Source organism: Pseudomonas sp. 10S5 (assembly GCF_035019745.1).
Taxonomy (GTDB): Bacteria; Pseudomonadota; Gammaproteobacteria; order Pseudomonadales; family Pseudomonadaceae; genus Aquipseudomonas.
On sequence record NZ_JASJVL010000007.1, the window covers coordinates 82351 to 100015 of the forward strand.

Annotated in this window: 15 protein-coding genes and 1 pseudogene; 10 read left to right on the forward strand and 6 right to left on the reverse strand. The window is 55.8% G+C overall.

Annotation, left to right across the window (positions count from 1 at the left end):
* Positions 1-70 precede the first annotated feature (70 nt).
* Entirely contained in the window at positions 71-742 is a 672-nt protein-coding gene (locus tag QN378_RS09315; RefSeq protein WP_323546727.1) for a YciC family protein, read from the forward strand.
* Between the two features lie 104 nt (positions 743-846).
* Positions 847-1917 carry an endonuclease/exonuclease/phosphatase family protein gene (locus tag QN378_RS09320; RefSeq protein WP_416350614.1) on the forward strand — a complete coding sequence of 357 codons (1071 nt, stop codon included), beginning with the start codon at positions 847-849 and terminating at the stop codon, positions 1915-1917.
* Between the two features lie 28 nt (positions 1918-1945).
* On the opposite strand, the gene hrpB is transcribed toward QN378_RS09320, so the two are convergent.
* Positions 1946-4486, reverse strand: coding sequence for an ATP-dependent helicase HrpB (gene hrpB / locus QN378_RS09325; protein ID WP_323546641.1), 2541 nt, complete (start codon positions 4484-4486; stop codon positions 1946-1948).
* A 528-nt stretch (positions 4487-5014) separates the two neighbouring features.
* On the opposite strand from hrpB, the gene QN378_RS09330 reads away from it, so the two are divergent.
* From QN378_RS09330 to QN378_RS09340, 3 genes are all read left to right on the forward strand, one after another.
* On the forward strand, positions 5015-5692 hold the full coding sequence (locus tag QN378_RS09330) for a hypothetical protein (protein WP_323546639.1): 678 nt from the start codon (positions 5015-5017) through the stop codon (positions 5690-5692).
* A gap of 176 nt (positions 5693-5868) precedes the next feature.
* Complete coding sequence (locus tag QN378_RS09335; protein ID WP_322205489.1) at positions 5869-6288, forward strand: polyribonucleotide nucleotidyltransferase; 420 nt, start codon at positions 5869-5871, stop codon at positions 6286-6288.
* A 14-nt stretch (positions 6289-6302) separates the two neighbouring features.
* The gene (locus QN378_RS09340) at positions 6303-7199 is read left to right on the forward strand and encodes a cation diffusion facilitator family transporter (RefSeq protein ID WP_322205491.1); all 897 of its coding nucleotides are present in this window, start codon (positions 6303-6305) and stop codon (positions 7197-7199) included.
* A 23-nt stretch (positions 7200-7222) separates the two neighbouring features.
* On the opposite strand, the gene QN378_RS09345 is transcribed toward QN378_RS09340, so the two are convergent.
* The gene (locus QN378_RS09345) at positions 7223-7966 is read right to left on the reverse strand and encodes a DUF6515 family protein (RefSeq protein ID WP_322205492.1); all 744 of its coding nucleotides are present in this window, start codon (positions 7964-7966) and stop codon (positions 7223-7225) included.
* Between QN378_RS09345 and QN378_RS09350 the strand changes: the two genes are divergently transcribed.
* From QN378_RS09350 to QN378_RS09360, 3 genes are all read left to right on the forward strand, one after another.
* Positions 7931-8425 carry a hypothetical protein gene (locus QN378_RS09350; protein WP_323546635.1) on the forward strand — a complete coding sequence of 165 codons (495 nt, stop codon included), beginning with the start codon at positions 7931-7933 and terminating at the stop codon, positions 8423-8425. The two genes, QN378_RS09345 and QN378_RS09350, sit on opposite strands and share 36 nt — an antisense overlap.
* Before the next feature lie 452 nt (positions 8426-8877).
* Positions 8878-9357, forward strand: coding sequence for an Lrp/AsnC family transcriptional regulator (locus QN378_RS09355; protein ID WP_322205494.1), 480 nt, complete (start codon positions 8878-8880; stop codon positions 9355-9357).
* 72 nt (positions 9358-9429) lie between these two features.
* Positions 9430-9630, forward strand: coding sequence for a DUF2788 domain-containing protein (locus QN378_RS09360; RefSeq protein ID WP_322206946.1), 201 nt, complete (start codon positions 9430-9432; stop codon positions 9628-9630).
* A 47-nt stretch (positions 9631-9677) separates the two neighbouring features.
* Here the strand turns inward: QN378_RS09360 and QN378_RS09365 are convergent, their stop codons facing one another.
* The 4 genes and pseudogenes from QN378_RS09365 to QN378_RS09380 form a co-directional block, all read right to left on the reverse strand.
* Positions 9678-10307 (reverse strand): pseudouridine synthase, encoded by a 630-nt coding sequence (locus QN378_RS09365; protein ID WP_322205495.1) that lies wholly within the window; start codon positions 10305-10307, stop codon positions 9678-9680.
* A 74-nt stretch (positions 10308-10381) separates the two neighbouring features.
* Positions 10382-11854 carry an AMP nucleosidase gene (gene amn / locus QN378_RS09370; protein WP_322205496.1) on the reverse strand — a complete coding sequence of 491 codons (1473 nt, stop codon included), beginning with the start codon at positions 11852-11854 and terminating at the stop codon, positions 10382-10384.
* Between the two features lie 142 nt (positions 11855-11996).
* The gene (locus tag QN378_RS09375; RefSeq protein ID WP_323546632.1) at positions 11997-13646 is read right to left on the reverse strand and encodes an acyl-CoA dehydrogenase family protein; all 1650 of its coding nucleotides are present in this window, start codon (positions 13644-13646) and stop codon (positions 11997-11999) included.
* Positions 13647-13873: 227 nt separating this feature from the next.
* A pseudogene (locus tag QN378_RS09380) lies at positions 13874-15802 on the reverse strand (7TM diverse intracellular signaling domain-containing protein); the annotation flags it as partial.
* Between the two features lie 399 nt (positions 15803-16201).
* Here QN378_RS09380 and QN378_RS09385 point away from each other — a divergent pair.
* Positions 16202-16999, forward strand: coding sequence for a hydroxymethylpyrimidine/phosphomethylpyrimidine kinase (locus QN378_RS09385; protein WP_322205498.1), 798 nt, complete (start codon positions 16202-16204; stop codon positions 16997-16999).
* Positions 17000-17036: 37 nt separating this feature from the next.
* Entirely contained in the window at positions 17037-17663 is a 627-nt protein-coding gene (gene thiE / locus QN378_RS09390) for a thiamine phosphate synthase (RefSeq protein ID WP_322205499.1), read from the forward strand.
* Positions 17664-17665: the final 2 nt, after the last annotated feature.

Sequence of the window (17665 nt, forward strand, 5' to 3'; positions counted from 1 at the left end):
ACGGAGGCTGTTGGCCGCTCAGTGGCCATACGCTAAAGTGTCGGACCGCTTTTATCTTGCGATCTAAATGATGAACCCGCTGACCGTTCTACAAGACTCGTTATATTTTTTCCGGCGCAATCTGAGCAGCATCGTCATGCTGTGCCTGCCACTGGTGGTGCTTGAAGCACTGAGCAAACAAGCACTAAGCAACGCGCTGGAGGCCCACGCTTCGCAGGTGTACGAGTTGCTGATCGGATTGCTTTTTTATCCGCTGTATACCGGCGCGCTGATCTTGTTTCTAGACGCCCGCAGCCGAAGCGAGCAGCCACGCAAACGCGACTTGATGGCGATGACTCTGCGTCTATGGCCTACGTTCGCAGTGCTGTCGGCACTGAGTACTTTGTTGATCATGTTCGGTTTGTCGATGTTTCTCGTTCCCGGCATCTGGGTCATGGTCAAACTGGCGTTTTCTGAATATCTGCTGGTGCTGCGCGGCATGACGCCCCTAGCGGCTATGCGTGAAAGCATCAAGATGACCCAAGGCCATTTTTTGCGGATTCTGGCCTGCGTTTTGTGCGTCTATATTCCGCTGTCGGTGCTTGAAGGGGTCAGCTTATTCATTCTGCCTGCGCCGCTGAGCGCACCTGTTTCGTTGTTAATCGACAGTGCCAGCAGTTTCTTGCAGCTGTTCACCAGCGTCGTGATTTTCCGACTGTTCATGCTGATCAACCAACCACCGGAAAAAAGTCTGATCCTTTAGCGCCCTGCCTCTTTGGCAACCAAGCGGTTATGCTCGGACGCATCTTGCAACGCGATTCAGTCATTGAACGCTCTGCGTTCTAAGTCGAGCCGATGACCCGATTAATGCGCTACACCGCGATTGGCCTGATATCGATCGGGCTGTTGTGCTCCCTGCTCTATAGCTTGGCTTGGCATCCCTCAGCCAATGAAACTCTGACGCCAATCTGTAAAGGCAGCGCTCCGGTGCTCGCCCCCGGCCAGGCGCTGAAAGTCATGACGTGGAACATCCAATACTTAGCCGGTAAACGCTATGTGTTCTGGTATGACATGGCCGACGGTAGCGGTACAGACGAACGGCCAACGCCGGAAGACATCGCCTACAACCTCGGTGAAGTCGCTCGGGTAATCCGCGACGAACAACCAGACATCGTTTTACTGCAAGAGGTGAACGACGGCGCCAAGAACACCGACTACGACAACCAACTGGCGCTGCTTCAGGAACGGGTTGCTGATTTATACCCGTGCAGCTCAGAAGCGTTCGACTGGAAGGCCGACTTCGTCCCTAACCGGCATATTTTCGGCAGCGTCGGGATGAAACTGGCGACGTTGTCTCGCTATGAAATCGAACACGCTGAACGCATTCAATTGCCGCGACCTGCGGGCAACTTCATTCATCGCCAGTTCCAGGCAAAACGCGCCTTGCTGGTGAGTTATTTGCCGTTACGTGATGGCGGGCAAATTGCGGTGATCAATACGCACCTGGATGCTCCGCAAGCCAATGACGACACCGTACAGCGCCAAGTGCAGGCCGTCAGTAAATGGCTGGACACTCTAGAAAGTCGGGGTACGCCGTGGCTGATCGGCGGCGATTTCAATTTATTGCCACTGGGCCAGTATCAACGGCTCGCCCCCGTGTTGCGCGGCGAATACGCGCAGGACAGCGAGTTGCATGAGTTGTGGGACAAATACCCGATGATCCCCACCAATGCCGAATCCGGCGGTATAGATCGCAGGCAGTGGCTGACCCATTTCCCCAACGACCCACGGATCGATGGACCGGACAGGACTGTCGATTACTTCTTCTACAGCCCGCGAATTAAAAGGGTTGAGGCGCAAGTGAGAGGAGAAGACACGTTGTTGATTTCGAATCACTTGCCCGTGATTGCCAGGTTCTTGTTGCCGGTGTTGCCCTGATCCCTCCTACAGATAAGTGTCATTATCTTTACTTGCGCGGCTTTATCCGCGCTGTCGGCTCCGCTACCAGTGGATCATCCGGCCAGTAATGTTTCGGATAACGCCCTTTTAAATCCTTCTTCACCTCGGCATAGGTACTGCGCCAGAAGTTCGCCAGATCTTGCGTCACTTGCACCGGGCGGCGGGCCGGGGACAGCAGGTGCAGTTTGATGATCTGCCGGCCACCGGCAATGCGCGGGGTGTCGGCCAAACCGAACAATTCTTGCAGACGCACGGCCAAAATCGGCGGGTGCTCACTGTAATCCAAGCGCACTGATGACCCTGACGGCACGCTCAAATGGTGCGGCGCCAGTTCGTCCAAACGTTGCGGCAATGGCCACGGCAAGACGTTATGCAGAATCGACGACAGGTCCAGAGTGCCAAAATGAGCAAGCCGCGACACTTTGCCTAAATAAGGCATCAACCAGGTTTCCAGACTCGCCAGCAATGCCGCATCACGCACGTCGGGCCATTCGCTGTCGGGCTGTTTTTCCAGATCAAGTTGACGTAACAACGCGACCCGCGCCTGCCACTGGCGCAGTTCGGGTGTCCAGGGCAACAGTTCCAAACCCTTGCGCCGGACCAAGGCCAACAACGCTTGGCTGCGTGCAGACTCATCCAGACCGGTAAGCGGTTCACGACTGAGTATCAACTCGCCAACCTTGCGTTGACGCTCAGCACGAAACACGCCTTCACGCTCGTCCCACTCAAGATGATCGACCGCCGCGACTTGCTCGGCCAATACCGAATCAAACAGCGCCGGGTCAAACTCGGCGGCCATGTAGATGCGCTCTTCCCGCTGCCCTTGGCGACTGCCCAAATCAGCGACCACCAGCCACGGTTGCTTCATCAAGGCATCGGCTTCGGAGAACAGCGCTGCACGGCCGTTGGCCAGTCGGTACTCCGCCCCACCAGCACGCCGCTGTTGCGCAACGCGATCGGGGTAAGCAAACGCCAGCAGCGCACCGGGCCAGCGTGGGTGATCAGGATCATTGACCAAGGTGCTGGTCACGCCACGCTGTTTTTGTAGGAGACCTTGGTATTGCCGCGACAGTTGCTTCGCACGCTGCACGCCGCCTTGCGCGCCTCGGGCTGCGCGCTCAGTACCCGCTAACAAGGTCAGACGACTGTGCAGATCGGCGCCAGCGCCACGCAAAATATCGCGTTCGCCTAACAACGCCGCCACGTCACACGCCAGCTCACCAAGGCCCAGCGCCTGACCGCGCAACACCAAATGCGCAATCCGGGGATGTGCCGGAAGTTCGGCCATGGCTTGACCGTGGCTTGTAAGTTTCCAGTCTTCGCCCGGTTTCTGGCTCAGGCCACCTAACCGACCGAGCAAATCCTGGGCTTGGGAATACGCGGCGGCAGGCGGCAGATCAAGCCACACCAATTGAGCCGGGGTCACACCCCAGCGCGACAGTTGCAGCGCGAGTCCGGCCAAATCCGCCTGCAGAATTTCCGCCGTGCCATACGCCGCCAATTGATCATGCTGGGCCTCAGACCACAGCCGATAACACACACCCGGTTCCAATCGCCCGGCCCGACCGGCACGCTGGGTGGCACTGGCGCGTGAGATACGCTGAGTATCGAGACGGGTCATGCCGCTGCCGGGATCAAAGCGCGGCACTCGCGCCAACCCGGCATCAATCACCACTCGCACACCATCGATGGTCAAACTGGTCTCGGCGATGTTGGTCGCCAGCACCACTTTGCGCATACCCTTCGGCGCAGGCTCGATGGCCGCACGCTGGGCATTCAGGTCCAACTCGCCGTGCAGCGGGCAGAGCATGATGCCGTGACGCTCACCCAAGGCTTCGGCCAACTGTTGGTTAACCCGACGAATCTCGGCTTGCCCCGGCAGAAACACCAGAACGCTGCCAGACTCATTTCCGAGGGCATCCAGCACGGCCTGCACCACCCGTGGCTCGATGAACTCACCAGGTTGAAACGCCCGCCCCCAATTCATCGCCACCGGAAACATACGCCCATCGCTGCGAATCACCGGCGCGTCGTCGAGCAGGCTGGACAAGCGTTCGCCCTCCAGCGTGGCCGACATTAACAGGATCTTCAGCGGCTGCTCATCTCGAAATAATCCGCGACCATTGAGGCTAAGCGCCAAGGCCAAGTCGGCATCGAGACTGCGCTCGTGGAATTCATCGAAAATCAACAGACCCACACCTTCCAGCGCCGGGTCGTCCTGCAAGCGACGAGTGAGAATGCCTTCGGTGACTACTTCAATCCGGGTAGTCGGGCCGACCCTACTTTCCAAGCGGATGCGATAACCGACGGTTTCCCCGACCTTCTCGCCCAACTCGCTCGCCAACCGTTCAGCCGCCGCCCGCGCTGCCAACCGACGCGGTTCGAGCATCAAAATGGTTTGCCCGGCGAGCCACGGTTCGTTCAGCAATGCCAACGGCACACGAGTGGTTTTACCGGCGCCGGGCGGCGCTTCAAGTACCGCTTCATGGCGTATGGACAAAGCTTCGCGCAGGGCGGGCAGGACGGCATCAATGGGCAGGGAAATCATGGCGGCTCCGGGGCAGGCCGGGGAGTATAGCGGTGAACGTTATAGGCCCAAAGCGCCGCTCTTCTACGACTCGAGGGCACCACGGCAGCGTAAATCCGAGGGAGAATGTCTGGTCGAAAACAGGTTTGAGAAAAAGATTGGCACGTTGCGCGCCGTTACCTTTCCTCCAGAAACGAGGAGGCCCCGCAAGCGGGGCCACAACTTAACCTAGTCTCATCACCGTTTCTGTAGCCCGGGAGTGGAGTCGCTAGGGCAGCGGAATGAATTTACCACAGAAACCAAGAGCGTCAACTTCAAAAACGGGATTCGAACCCTTTAGACGAGTTTTTTGCTAAGCCTTTAGCCGCCCCGTGAGTCGAAATACTATGATGCTTTGCTCCCGTATTTCAAAACCCACAGTGATGCATCTCTACATGGTTGGCAAATATGGCGCGTCGACTTCAGCGAATAGTTTTTGCCGTGTACCATGCGTTTTTTGGCCGAAAGGACGTCACCGGCCAACTCAACACCTAGGAGTTATGGTTCGATATGGTTTGGCAAACGCTGGAGGCGAAGCTCTCCACACCAAGGATGTCTCGGTACCTGCAGGGCAATAAGAACAAGCAAGCCCGAGCCGCCGAAGCCTATGTGCACAACATGAAGATTGCTGAATCGCTCGTTTCGGTTTTCCATGTGTTTGAGGTCGCTTTACGCAACGGCATCCAGAAGGAGATGGCTCTGGAGTACGACCGCGATGATTGGTATGAAGAGTGGAAAAACTCTCGCGATACTGGTTTGCAGCGACTTTATAACAAAGTTGCGGAGGCGAAGAATGAGCTGAATAATCGCAGAATCTCTATTACGCCCGACAACATCGTAGCCGAGCTGAGCTTTGGCTTCTGGACGTCCTTGTTCAATCGAGCAACCATCATCTGCCTGTCAAAGCCACTGATGAGGGTGTTCTATTCTTGCCCCAAGAGCATGCGTCAGCCTGACACCATTCGAACTCGCTTGAATAAAGGGCGAGATTTGCGCAACCGCTGCTTCCATCACGAACCTCTTTTATGGCAGCCACTTTTTGAGCTGCATCGGGACATCTCGGAAGTCATCAAATGGATTGATCCATCCCTGCATGCCTGGCTCAAGAGTCACGACAGAGTGCCTGACACGCTGTCCGACTGGGGGAAATGGAAAGCAGCACCCGAGCCCACGCAGCCTGTCGAATGATCTAATAGATAAAGAAAGCAGTTGGCACACTACGTCGCCATCGTTGCTCTAAAGGCCGATGACTGCCGCTGATACAGCCACACCCCCATCACCCAATCGCACGAAGCACCACACCAATAGTCTTAGCTACGAAGCATTTGCCTTGTATAGTTGCGCCTTTCTTTCAGGAGATCCTCATGCGCATACCCTCCCGTTTCATCGGCGGCGTCTTGGTCGCCGCACTGCTGACTCAAATGACCGCTTGCGGCAGTATTTTTTACCCTGATCGTCGCGGGCAGATTGACGGTAAGGTCGACCCCTTGATTATCGGTCTCGACGCCATCGGTCTGTTGTTCTACATCATTCCTGGAATAATCGCGTTTGCGGTGGACTTCACCACGGGCGCGATTTACCTCCCCGCTGGCAAGACTGCTCAGATCAATCCGGAAAAACTGCGCCCGGCGATCAAGGCTGACGGTACTGTCGATAACAGCAAGTTGCAGGCCATCCTCGAAACCGAACTAGGCCGCAGCCTGCCGCTTGATGATCCCCGCCTGATCCAGCACCGAGGCAGCGCGCAACAACTGGCCATGCTTGGCTTGAAGCCCGCCGCCTGATTATGGAAACCGTTATGACCGTCAGCACAGAACACGAACGCCTGTTGCGTCTGGCAACACGAGCGTCGCTGGCGGTGGCCGCCATTTTGATCGTTGCCAAAGGTATAGCCTGGTGGTTTAGCGGTTCGGTCAGTCTGCTTGCAGGCTTGACCGACTCGGCGCTGGACGGTGCCGCGTCGTTCCTTAACTTGCTCGCGGTGCATTACGCACTGCGCCCCGCCGATGATGATCACCGTTATGGGCATGGCAAAGCTGAGGCGCTGTCTGGCATCGCGCAGTCGTTGTTTATCGGCGTAAGTGCGGTATTGATTGCATATCAGGCCATTGAGCGCATGTTGCACCCGAGCCCATTGGGCGCGCCGGGGTTGGGCATCGCGGTGATGGTGTTGTCGATTGCGCTCACCGTGGCGCTGTTGATGCTGCAGCACAAAGTCATTCGCGAAACCGGCTCGACCGCTATTCGCGCCGACTCGCTGCATTACCGATCCGATCTGTTACTCAACGCCAGTATTTTGGTCGCGCTGATCCTCGCGTTAGTCGGCTTCCAGCAACTGGACGCGTATTTTGGTTTGGCGATTGCGGTGTACATCCTTTGGAGTTCGGTCCAGATCGCGCGAGAAACTGTTTCCGTGCTAATGGATGAAGAACTGCCGCCAGAGATTAGCCTGCACATGCTGAGCTTGGCGCGCGGTGTGCCTGGTGTACTCGGAGCGCATGATTTGCGCACACGGATATCAGGCAACCACTGGTTCGTTCAGTTGCATCTGGAACTACCGGGGCATTTGACGCTGTCGGTTGCTCACACTTTATGTGATCACGTGGCCGATGCTATCGAGGGCGAGTACCCAAAAGCGGAAGTACTGGTACACGCCGACCCTCGAGACGTCTTACTACAACCAGCCGTCATTTAACAGCTGGTTTGTTCACGCTACAGCTAGTTGACGCTATAGCCACGTCCTGCCAAACAGCCTGCCATTGCTCGTCGGTAAACATCAACGACCTGAGGCGAGGGTGCATAGGTCGCAACTTGCGGATCAAAGCCGCTCTGGTTGACGCCAAACAGGTGGCAGTCATACATATCTTGCTGTTGCTGCTCCTGGCTCTGACCGTTGACCGGGTAAGCGACCGGGTCATAGCTGTACGTAGACGCCTCTCGTGGCGGTTGAGCGTCCGGGGTGTAGATTGGCTCAACATTTTGTGGCGGCTCGGAAACCACATAGTCTTGAGTGTCAGGTTGGTACAAGTAATAAGTGCCTGCGGCAACGAAAAAAAGCGTACTGCCCAGCCAGACTTCCTGCGAATACGACGGCAAGTCGTGGACACGAACGCCCCGTGGGGGCTCAACAATCACGTAGCGTGGGCCTTGCGGGCGATACCAGTAGCCGCCGGAATAGAAGTAGTCCTGACCGTGCCAGCCAATCCGTGAATGGTCATCTGGCATCCTATTGATCACATAACCTGGGCGATACTGCGGGCCTGGGCCCCAGCCATCACCATGTCCGTCCGGCCGACCATGCCAATGATCATTGCCCGGACGACCGTCGCCACCACCGAGCCGCGGAGGAGATCCGCCGCCCTGCCAGTGTTCATTTGAGTTGCTCTCACGATGGTCCTGGAAGTCCCCACGGCGAGAGGACTGAGATTGGCGCGCTTCTTCGGGACGACCCTGGATTGGCAAACGTACCGGCTCAGGCTGACGTTGCTGCTGGCGCTGTTGCTGTTGTACCTGCTGCTGACGTTGCTGATCCTGCTGCTGGCGCTGTTGCTGTTGCACCTGCTGCTGACGTTGCTGATCCTGCTGCTGGCGCTGTTGCTGTTGCACCTGCTGCTGGCGTTGCTGATCCTGCTGCTGGCGCTGTTGCTGTTGCACCTGCTGCTGACGTTGCTGGTCTTGTTGCTGATGCTGCAACTGCTCTTGGTGCTGTTGTTGCTGTTGCTGCACTTGATGTTGCTGTTGCTGCATCTGCTGTTGCTGTTGCTGTTGCTGCACCTGCTGATGTTGTTGCTCTTGCTGATGCTGCTGGCCACTCTGAGGACGGCCAGCGGAATGCTCATGATTATCACCTTGACCATCATTCGGACTCTCTGCCAGCGCCGGAGTGCTAGTACCCAAACACATCAAAACAACACCTGCTAAATGCCAGATGCACGATTTCATGCTTTCCTCACAGTGGTGCAAATGCCCATTAATAAAACTGCCTTGTGGATGCTCCATGGGGCAGCACTCTAACAGCCCATTGGACAGCATGCGGGCGCTTTTAGTGGAACGGCGCGCACAATTAAAAGGGAGCCTGATGGCTCCCTTTCGGAATGGGTCCGTGCTCAACGCTTATGGCATTGGCTCACCTCACGCCGTCTTCTAAACGGTGTGTAGCCCGGTGGCCTGACAACCTTGTAGGGTTGGCGGCCGCAGCTAACCTGATTCGGAGAGCCGCGCTGGACGCTATATCCGGGCAGTGATTCTGTTAATAAGAATAGGCCCGAGCCACCAGCAGCGGATTGCGAATATCGCCTTCAAAAACATAACTTGCGCAATTTTTTACTTCATATCCATAATATCGCGCAATAGATCTTGTAAAGGTGCGAACAGTGAGCAAGCTCGATAGATATGACCTAAGTATTTTGGCGGAACTTCAACGGGACGCGCGCATTTCCAATCAAGAGCTGGCTGAGCGCATAGGCTTGTCACCCTCCCCCTGCTCTCGACGGGTAAAGCAGCTGGAAGATGATGGCTATATCTCCCGTCAGGTCGCTTTGCTAGACCGTAAAAAACTAGGCTTGAGCCTGACTGCCTATGTGCTGATAGGCATGGACCGACACACCCCGGAGCGCTTCGAGCACTTTGAGCAACAGATTCGCGGCCTGCCACAGGTGCTGGAGTGCAGCTTGGTCACTGGGATGGATGCCGATTATCAACTCAAGGTAGTAGTGCCCGACATGGACCATTATCAGAAATTGCTACTGGGCCATTTGACCCGCATTGAAGGCGTCACCAGCGTCCGATCAAGTTTTGTCCTGAATCAAGTACTCGCTAGCACCGAATTACCGTTGACGCACCTGCGACCTTAAGTGCAAGCGCAGTACCTCGGACGTTGCGTATAATCGTGGCGCATCGCCGACTGGATGGAGAGATTGATGAACGTGGACCCCGCAGTATTTGAAGAGTGGATGATGACAATTCTGGTCACTATCCTCGTCGGTTTCATGGGTTTTATCGTTTGGGACTTGGCTAAAAAATCCAAAGCCGGCAAGTTTGGCACCATGATCCTGTTCTTCGTACTAGGATTGGGAATTCTCGCGTTTGTGATCAAAAGTGTTGTGATTGCGTTTATTGAAGCGTAATTCCGAAGACATTGAAGGATTTACTATCCCTGTTGAAGCGAATTTATTTAAAGCTTCGCAGGCACTTCTCGCCACTGCCCCTGATCCAGCCCTTCGATCGTCCAGTCACCAATCCGTACCCGCACCAGACGCAAAGTCGGCAACCCCACAGCAGCAGTCATACGTCGAACTTGGCGGTTGCGGCCTTCCTTAATGATCAACTCTAACCAACTGGTCGGCAGGTGCTGGCGAAACCGTACCGGCGGAGTGCGCGGCCAGAGTTGCGGTTCGGCCAACTGACGCACCTGTGCTGGCAACGTCGGGCCGTCGTTAAGTTCAACGCCATCGCGCAGACGTTGCAATTGCTCTTGCGTCGGTTCACCGTCAACCTGAACCCAATAGGTTTTGGCCAATTTGTGTTTAGGATCGGCAATTCTGGCCTGCAATTGACCGTCATTGGTTAGCAGCAATAAACCTTCGCTATCACGGTCCAGACGCCCCGCTGGATAGATGCCGGGAATATCAATGAAATTTTTGAGCGTTGGTCTTCCGTCTGCGTCGCTAAATTGCGTCAGCACATCGAACGGCTTGTTGAACAGAATCAACTTGGGTTCGGCAGGCGGGGCTTTGGCAACGCGACGCGTATTGCTTGGCGGGCTAGTGGTATGGCGAGACGCAGGACGTTGAATGCGTGGCATGACAGTTCAGAATTCGAAAACAGAAAGGGCCACTTTAGTGGCCCTTTCTGTAAATACCTAACCGAGCCGCTCAATTAACGGAACGGCGGCTCATCGAAGCTGCGCAGTTTGCGTGAGTGCAGCGAGTTAAGCTGCGTGCGTAACAGGTCAACCGCCGCGATACCAATTTTCAAATGCTGACTGACTGCACGTTCGTAGAAAGCGTTGGCCGAGCCGGGCAGCTTGATTTCGCTGTGCAGCGGTTTATCCGACACACAAAGCAACGTGCCGTAGGGCACCCGCAGGCGATAACCTTGAGCAGCAATGGTGCCGCTTTCCATGTCCACAGCGACTGCGCGGGACAAGTTGATCAGCGGACGCTCCTGGGCCCAACGCAATTCCCAGTTTCGGTCGTCGTACGTCAAGACCGTGCCAGTGCGAAGGCGCTTTTTGAGGTCATCGCCGCGCTCGCCAGTGACTTGTGCAGCCGCTTCCTGCAACGCGAGCTGTACTTCAGCCAATGCCGGAATTGGAATGTTCGGCGGCACGACCCGGTCGAGAATGCCATCGCGGCGCATATAGGCGTGGGCCAGCACGTAATCACCAATGGTCTGCGATTGGCGCAGGCCGCCGCAGTGACCGATCATCAGCCAGCAATGCGGACGCAGTACCGCCAAGTGATCGGTGATATTTTTGGCGTTGGACGGCCCGACACCAATGTTTACCAGTGTTACACCGTGACCGTCAGAGGCGATCAAGTGATACGCCGGCATCTGATAGCGATGCCATACCACACCGGCAACCACCGCCTGTGCCTCATCATGGTTCATGTTTTTGTCGACAACCACGTTGCCCGGCAAAACCATGCGCAGAAAACGTGGGTTGTCTCGCAGTTGCTCCAGACCATGAGCGATGAACTGGTCAACATAACGGTGATAGTTGGTCAGCAAAATCCAAGGCTGCACATGGCGCCAGTCGCTTCCGGTGTAATGCACCAGACGGCGCAGAGAAAAATCCACCCGCGCCGCGTCGAACAGCGCTAAAGGCAGAGGGTCGGTGTTAGCCCAGTCGTACAAGCCATCAGCTATGCCATCAGTGGCGGCCGACAGGTCGGTGCTCGGAAAAACCCGGGCCAGCGCAGCGGCGGTAACGCCGGAACCGGCCAATTCGTCGCCCTGTTCGACCACATAAGGGTAAGGAATGTTTTGCTCGCTGACACCCACCGTTACCGTGACGGTAAAGTCGTTCATCAAGGGCACCAGTTGCTCAAGCAAATAGGCGCGAAACGACGACGGATGGGTAACGGTGACGCTGTAAGTGCCAGGCAGTTGAACTTTGGCATAGGCCCGAGTCGTCAACGGCACTTCACCCTGGCACGAATAAACAAGGCGCAACTCTGGGTAGCGAAACAGTTCACGCTCTGCCGCCGTCGGTTCCACACGGTCTTTGAGATACCGCTTGAGCGCTTGGCTCAATGCGCTGGTAGCGCGTTCATGCAACACAGCGAGGCGGTCTACAGCTTGCTCGGCAGTTTCAACGACAATAAAAGCTTCGGTCACGTTACACATCCTGTCTGATCTTGCAGGCTTGTATCTTGCCTGCATCTCCCTGCGGGAGCCAACTTGTTGGCGAAACGTTGCGTCAGACATACGGTGTCAAACTCTCCGCCAGCCAGTTGGCTCCCACAAAAGGCGTCAAAGACCGCAGCCATCACTCCACTTGCGGCGACGACCTGGCTACCAGCGCAGTGACGTCAACGCCTCTGGGAAGTGCACCATACACCCGGCCTGCCGAACTCAATCGGCTGCTGATGAAGCCGTCACTGACGCTGGCATTACCGGCTTGAAGCAGCAGTTTTGCTTGCAGGGCTAAGGCGATGTCTTCGGTCAGCTGCCGCGCGCGATATTGAATGTCAGTGGTGTCCTTGAACGCGTTTTTCAGCTGATCGATGTGGCCAGCCAATCGCCGGTCGCCATGACCGTCGCCCAATTCGTCGAACAACGCGTCCAGTACGCCCGGCTCTTTCGACAGCGCGCGCAACACGTCAAGGCATTGCACGTTGCCGGAACCTTCCCACGTCGAGTTCACCGGGGCCTCACGGTACAGACGCGGCAAAATACTGTCTTCGACGTAACCGGCGCCTCCCATGCATTCAGCCGCCTCGTTGATCATCGCGGGAGCGCGCTTGCAGATCCAATACTTGCCCACCGCCGTGACCAACCGAGCGAAGCGGCCTTCCTGCGAATCTTGCAGATTATCCAGCGCTCGGCCCATGCGCAGGGTCAACGCGAGTGCTGCCTCGCTCTCCAACGCCAAATCGGCCAGTACGTTTTGCATCAGCGGTTGTTCGCTTAGCATTCGGCCACCGACACTACGATGCGCACAATGATGAGCAGCCTGGGTCAAGGCCTGACGCATCAAGGCGCTGGAGCCAACCATGCAATCAAAACGGGTCATGGCGACCATCTCAATAATCGTCGGTACGCCACGGCCTTCTTCGCCGATCATCCAGGCCAGTGCGCCGCGAAACTCAACCTCACTAGACGCGTTCGAGCAGTTTCCCAGTTTGTTTTTGAGGCGTTGAATATAGAACTCATTACGGCTGTCGTCCGGCCGATGGCGCGGCAATAGAAAACAGGACAGGCCTTTTTCGGTTTGCGCCAACGTCAGAAATGCATCACACATCGGAGCAGAGCAAAACCATTTATGTCCGACCAACTCATAAGCTTGTCCCGGTCCAACGGTACTCACCGGATAGGCCTTGGTGGTATTGGCGCGCACATCGGTGCCACCCTGTTTTTCGGTCATTGCCATGCCGATGGTCGCACCCGCTTTATGGCCAATACCTACATTGCGCGGGTCATATTCAGTGGACAGAATTTTCGGCAGCCAAATGTTGGCCAGATCAGGCTGGATTTTCATCGCCGGCACACTGGCAAAGGTCATGGTTAACGGGCAACCGCTTCCCGCTTCGGCTTGGCTGTGCAAGTAGCTCATCGCCGCACGCGCAACATGGGCGCCGGGTTGCGGATCGGTCCAGGGGAGCGACGGCAACCCATGTTCAACGGCGGCGCGCATCAGTTCGTGGTAAGCAGGGTGGAACTCGACAAGATCAATCCGATGCCCGTAACGGTCGTGACTGACAAACACCGGTTTGTTTTCATTGGCCAGAAAACCGGCAATCATCAACGGGCCGCCAGCGAGGGAGCCGTAGGCGTCAATTCGCGACTGCGCCCAGCCAGCCCCAAAACGCAGAGACCATTCCTGCAAAGGTAAATCAATGCGGTACAGGTTAACGCCGTCCAATGAAGGAGGCTGATTAGTCACTTCATGGGTTTCGGCGAACTGGTGCAGGTTCATGGGCCGCTCCTGTCTCGAACGCGCCGAAAGGGCACGCCCGTAAAAAGAAGTGAATCACGCGCGACAAGGCTTTACAAAGCGCCATATCGGACTTAGATACCGGTGTTTTCACCTTAAAACCATATGAAAACTCGCTCCAACGGTGTCTCTCCAGCACGCCAAATCGCCGGTCAGATCGTGTGAATCACCGACGTGCAACGCTGCGATTCAACCTCGGAACGGCACAGTTCGAGGCGCAGAGTGAAGCAACTGCCCCGTCCAGGCTCGGATTGGTGGCTCAACGTTCCGCCCACTAATTCAATCAGTTGTCGACAGATAGCGAGGCCAATACCCAATCCGCCATATTCGCGGGTCATTGAGCTGTCCACCTGGAAAAACGTCTGATATAGCGCGGCTTCGTCCAAACGACTAAAGCCTATTCCACTGTCGATCACGTCAATCCGTACAGAGTATTTTTGCTGATTATCGGACTTCCCGGTAATTTTCAAAATCACGCTGCCAGCCTTGGTGAATTTAATCGCGTTATCCAACAAGCAACCCATGCACTGTTGCAATTTGCTCACGTCGCCCAGCAGGCTGTCGGGAAGCGAATCATCCAGCTCGATGACAAAACTCAAATGCTTGACCTGAGCCGCACCGACGTATTGCCTACGTAGATCCGCCATCAACCGACGCAGGCTGAACGGCTCATTGACTGCATACAACTTGCCCGCCTGCAATTGGGTAAGGGTCAAAATACCATTGACCATGCCCATCATGTCCTGAGCAGAATCGGCGGCGGTTTGTTGGTAGAGGCTGAGTTCGCTGTCCATCGGTAGCATCTGCATCAACTCCAATGAGCCAATCACACCGTTCATGGGTGTGCGCAATTCATGGGTCAATGTGGCCAGAAACTCATCCTTTAGCCGGTTACTGGTTGCCAACTGTTGATTCACGCGCTCAAGGTTTTGACCGGCTTCTAACACAATCTGCGCCTGCTGCTCGCGCATCATATTGATGCGATCAGCCAGCGCCAGCGACAGCAGCGCCACTTCCAATACTGACCCTATCTGGCTGGAATACATGGTGAAAAAGTTGTTAGGTAGATAACCCATCAGCATGAACGCGTTAATTAGCCCGCCTGTCAGGAATAGCGACCAAGCAACGATGTAATACCGTGCCACGCGCAGCCCACGAATCTTGGCGGTAATCCCCGTGGCGACGATCACCAATGTGAACAGCAATACCAAACCGGTTGCCAGTCGCAGCGCGACACCGTAATCCACGGTTATCGACAAGACCATGACCGCAGCCGCAAAGGCCATGAGCAGCAGCAGCGAACGATCAAGCCAGCGGTTAAGCGAGGGTGTCTGGAGGAAGTGTCGAGAAAACTGACTGGCAAAAAATACTGCCGAACCCACCAGAAACGGGGTGGAAGCATTAGCCCACCATGGATTTTCTGGCCAGAAAAACTCAATGCCAGCGCCATTTACCGAGATCTGATATAGACCAAATGACGAAATATAGAGGATGTAATACAGGTAGCTGGTATCGCGTACACCGACGTAGATAAACAGGTTGTAAACCAACATCCCCATCAACATACCGTAGATCAGCCCGAGCACATAAATGCGCGCTGGCTGCGCTTCGATGTAGGCGTGGCTCGACCAAAGCGCAAGCGGAGCCTGAATTGAACCATGCCCGGCGACCCGCACGTAAAGCGTCTTAACCTCATCGGGAGGCAAGTTCAGGTCGAAAAGGAAGTTGTTCTGCTTAATCTGACGGCTGGAGAAGGGCAACATGTCCCCGGTCTGCCACGCCAATCGAAAGCGCCCTGAGGCATCGGCAGTGTATAGATCGACGTGATCCATCGGGGGATAGGCCATTTCTAATAACCAATCCGGCCGAGCATCTAATTGTTTCGGGCGAAATTGCAGTTCGACTTTCAACCAATAAGCCGAGCGCGAGTAACCCGCGTTAAGCGCGTCTGCATTTTGATCACGAAACCGAACCTGCAGGGCCGGGTCGCTTACCTCTTCAATCGTCGCCTCACCCGTAACATCTTCAAACACCTGAACTGCTCGCCCTAGGGGCAAGTTGCGAGTGTTTTCGTCGAACTCGACGGCATCGGCCAGCAACGGCAACCAAGCAACCAGCATAATCAGCAAATAGCGCATACAGCCCCAGAGTGGCCCGTCCGACTGGTCGCAAAGCCTCTTTTCCCTTTGAGACAACGTCAGCCCACAGATCCTGTTGTTGATATGGAAATGAGTCCGCACGGTGTGAGACTAACTTTATAATGTGTCAGCATGTTTCATCAACAAGTCAGCATCCCGTCATTCGAAGCTGAAACTGGCGTATACCGTTCGTCAGAAGCTGCGAGCATAACGGCGAAACGTAAGTCGACACCACACTTTTAAATGGAAAGAAGGCTCTAGAACGGGCATTACAGCAGTTTATGCGTCTATTAAATGACGCAGCCAAGCTAACAAGCCCGATATTACCGTTTGCGCAAACAAAAAAAATCCTACGCCCGCGAGCGGCCGCAGAAAAGTTTGGTGGTAAGCTCGCGCACCATGACTATCTATAGCTCCCGCCCCGTTGTCCTTTGTCTCTCCGGCCACGACCCTAGTGGCGGCGCCGGCATGCAGGCCGATATTGAAGCCCTTCTCGCTCAAGGCTGCCACGCTGCACCGGCAATCACCGCCCTGACCGTACAAGACACCGTTAACGTGACCGATTTCCGGGTGCTGGACCGGGATTGGGTATTGGCGCAAGCCAATGCAGTGCTTAACGACTCCACGGTGGCCGCGGTCAAGTTGGGCATGCTCGGTTCGCTGGAAATGGTCGACACTGTCGTTGGCCTGCTGGAAGTTCATCCGCATCTGCCGTTGGTGTGCGATCCGGTTCTGCGGGCTGGTGGTGGGGGTCGCTTGGGCAAGGATGAAGTCGGTTATGCCATGCGAGAGCGTCTTCTGCCATTGGCAACCATTGCAACCCCTAATCTGCCCGAAGCACGCATCCTCGCCGAGCTGCCCGAAGGTACTGCGGACGAATGCGCTGAAAAGCTGCTGCCGTTCTGCAAGCATTTGCTGATTACCGGCGGCCACGGTGACGAAGACCTTATTCACAATCGCTTGTACATTCGTGGTGGCCGGACGCTTACGTTTACCTGCCAGCGTTTGCCTGGCAGTTATCACGGCTCTGGCTGCACGTTGGCCAGCGCTCTGGCTGGACGCTTGGCACTGGGGGAAAATTTGATCAGTGCGGTGCAATCGGCGCTCAACTACACGTGGCGTACGCTGCGAGACGCTGAACAGTTGGGTAAAGGGCAATTTGTTCCGCGCCGTTTACCACTGGATTTTTGCTCGTGATACGACGTTTTGGGGCCCGCCCGATGAAGCTACAACAATGAAATTACGTGGCTTGTATGCCGTTACTGATAGCCAACTGTTGGCTGGCAAGTTTTTGTCTTACGTCGAAGCCGCTCTCGAGGGTGGCGTAACCCTGCTGCAATACCGTGACAAAAGCGGTGACGAAACTCGCCGCCTGCGTGAAGCGGATACGCTTCTGCGTCTGTGCGAACGCTATAAGACTCAATTGATTATTAACGACGACGCAGAATTGGCGGCGCGTCTCGGCGTCGGCGTGCACCTTGGGCAGACCGATGGCTCGCTGCACACGGCTCGCGCACTGCTGCGGCATAAAGCGATCATCGGCGCGACGTGCCATGGCCAACTGGAACTGGCCGCTCAAGCCAAGGCCGATGGTGCGAGCTATGTCGCATTTGGACGCTTTTTCAACTCAAATACCAAGCCGGGTGCGCCGGTCGCCGATCTCGATTTGTTGGATCAGGCGCGTGCTCGCATTCACTTGCCGATTGCAGTGATTGGCGGCATCACGCTGGAAAATGCTGCGCCTCTGGTGGAGCATGGCGCCGATTTACTGGCCGTGGTTCACGGTTTATTCGGAGCTGACAGCACCCAAGAAGTCACCCGCCGCGCCAAGGCCTTTAACGCCTTGTTCAAACACAGCTAGTT